This is a genomic window from Protofrankia sp. BMG5.30, assembly GCF_001983005.1.
Classification (GTDB): domain Bacteria; phylum Actinomycetota; class Actinomycetes; order Frankiales; family Frankiaceae; genus Protofrankia; species Protofrankia coriariae.
Genome location: NZ_MOME01000090.1, coordinates 1 through 2,500, shown reverse-complemented (window position 1 = coordinate 2,500; position 2,500 = coordinate 1). Strand labels below are relative to the sequence as shown.

Below are 2,500 nucleotides of genomic sequence, written 5' to 3'. Positions count from 1 at the left end.
CCAAGGCTTGACATGCAGGGAAATCTCGTAGAGATACGGGGTCCGTAAGGGCTCTGCACAGGTGGTGCATGGCTGTCGTCAGCTCGTGTCGTGAGATGTTGGGTTAAGTCCCGCAACGAGCGCAACCCTCGTTCTATGTTGCCAGCGAGTAATGTCGGGGACTCATAGGAGACTGYCGGGGTCAACTCGGAGGAAGGTGGGGATGACGTCAAGTCATCATGCCCCTTACGTCTTGGGCTGCACACATGCTACAATGGCCGGTACAAAGGGCTGCGATGCCGTGAGGTGGAGCGAATCCCAAAAAGCCGGTCTCAGTTCGGATCGGGGTCTGCAACTCGACCCCGTGAAGTCGGAGTCGCTAGTAATCGCAGATCAGCAATGCTGCGGTGAATACGTTCCCGGGCCTTGTACACAYCGCCCGTCACGTCACGAAAGTCGGTAACACCCGAAGCCGGTGGCCCAACCCTTGTGGGGGGAGCCGTCGAAGGTGGGACCGGCGATTGGGACGAAGTCGTAACAAGGTAGCCGTACCGGAAGGTGCGGCTGGATCACCTCCTTTCTAAGGAGCGTTCTGGCGCATGACCTGTGAGGGTTGTGTGTTCAGGGGCCAGTGCCGGATGTTCAGGCCGGCCTGGTGCTCGATGGCGTGGAACGCTGACTGGTTGGATCTTTTCTGGCTGCTGCTGGATGTCTAGTACGCCTTGTCCTCCGTGTGGGGGTGGGGGTGGAACGGGTCTGGTGGGGGTGGGAGGGGTCTACGTGGCACGCTGTTGGGTCCTGAGGGAGTGAGTGTGCTTCCTTGGCGATCGGGGTGCCCTTCTGGTGGCTGTGTGTGGGCTGCTGGGGGGGTGCGGTCGTGAGTGCGGACCATCTGCTGTCGTGGGACTGCCATCCGGTGTGGTGGTGGGCCGCGGTGGGGGTGGGTGGGGCCGTCTGTATCTTGAGAACTACACAGTGGACGCGAGCATCTTTGTGGCCAAGTTAGTAAGGGCACACGGTGGATGCCTTGGCACCAGGAGCCGATGAAGGACGTGGGAGGCTGCGATATGCCTCGGGGAGCTGTCAACCGAGCTGTGATCCGAGGATTTCCGAATGGGGAAACCCGGCAGGGCTTGAAATCCTGTCACCCGCGCCTGAACACATAGGGCGCGTGGAGGGAACGCGGGGAAGTGAAACATCTCATTACCCGCAGGAAGAGAAAACAACCGTGATTCCGTGAGTAGTGGCGAGCGAAAGCGGATGAGGCTAAACCGATGGCGTGTGAGAGCCGGCAGGCGTTGCGTGGTCGGGGTTGTGGGAGCGTTCGGGCGGATCTGCCGATCTGTCGAGGAGTGAGAAAGCGTCGTGTTAGTCGAAGGTCATGCGAATGGACTGCCGTAGAGGGTAAGAGTCCCGTAGGCGAAAGCATGGCGTCTCCTGAGCGTTATCCCAAGTAGCACGGAGCCCGTGAAATTCCGTGTGAATCTGGCGGGACCACCCGCTAAGCCTAAATACTCCCTGGTGACCGATAGCGGACGAGTACCGTGAGGGAAAGGTGAAAAGTACCCCGGGAGGGGAGTGAAATAGTACCTGAAACCGTGTGCTTACAATCCGTGGGAGCGGGGGCTTGCCCCTGTGACCGCGTGCCTTTTGAAGAATGAGCCTGCGAGTTTGCGATGTGTGGCGAGGTTAACCTTTGTGGGGGAGCCGTAGCGAAAGCGAGTCCGAACAGGGCGTTTGAGTCGCATGTCCAAGACCCGAAGCCGAGTGATCTATCCATGGCCAGGTTGAAGCGCGGGTAAGACCGTGTGGAGGACCGAACCCACCAGGGTTGAAAACCTGGGGGATGAGCTGTGGATAGGGGTGAAAGGCCAATCAAACTCGGTGATAGCTGGTTCTCCCCGAAATGCATTTAGGTGCAGCGTCACGTGTTTCTTGCCGGAGGTAGAGCACTGGATGGCCTAGGGGGCCTACAAGCTTACTGAAGTCAGCCAAACTCCGAATGCCGGTAAGTGAAGCGTGGCAGTGAGACTGCGGGGGATAAGCTTCGTAGTCGAGAGGGAAACAGCCCAGATCGCCAGCTAAGGCCCCTAAGCGTGCGCTAAGTGGGAAAGGATGTGGAGTCGCGGAGACAACCAGGAGGTTGGCTTAGAAGCAGCCACCCTTGAAAGAGTGCGTAATAGCTCACTGGTCAAGTGGTTCTGCGCCGACAATGTAGCGGGGCTCAAGCGCACCGCCGAAGCTGCGGCATACACACGTGTGTGTATGGGTAGGGGAGCGTCGTGTGGCGTGTGAAGCGGCGGGGTGACCCAGCCGTGGATGCTACACGAGTGAGAATGCAGGCATGAGTAGCGAATGACGGGTGAGAATCCCGTCCGCCGGATGACTAWGGGTTCCTGGGGCAGGCTAATCCGCCCAGGGTGAGTCGGGACCTAAGGCGAGGCCGACAGGCGTAGTCGATGGATAACGGGTTGATATTCCCGTACCGGCGCTGATGCGTCCATGCTGAACCTGGTTCGTG

General features: G+C 59.3%; 2 rRNA genes (1 of these 2 cut by a window edge). Both read left to right on the top strand.

What is annotated here, in order from left to right:
* Window positions 1–559: ribosomal RNA gene (locus BL254_RS24660) — 16S ribosomal RNA — on the top strand; it begins 951 nt to the left of the window's first position.
* A gap of 415 nt (window positions 560–974) precedes the next feature.
* Window positions 975–2,500: ribosomal RNA gene (locus BL254_RS24655) — 23S ribosomal RNA — on the top strand; the annotation flags it as partial.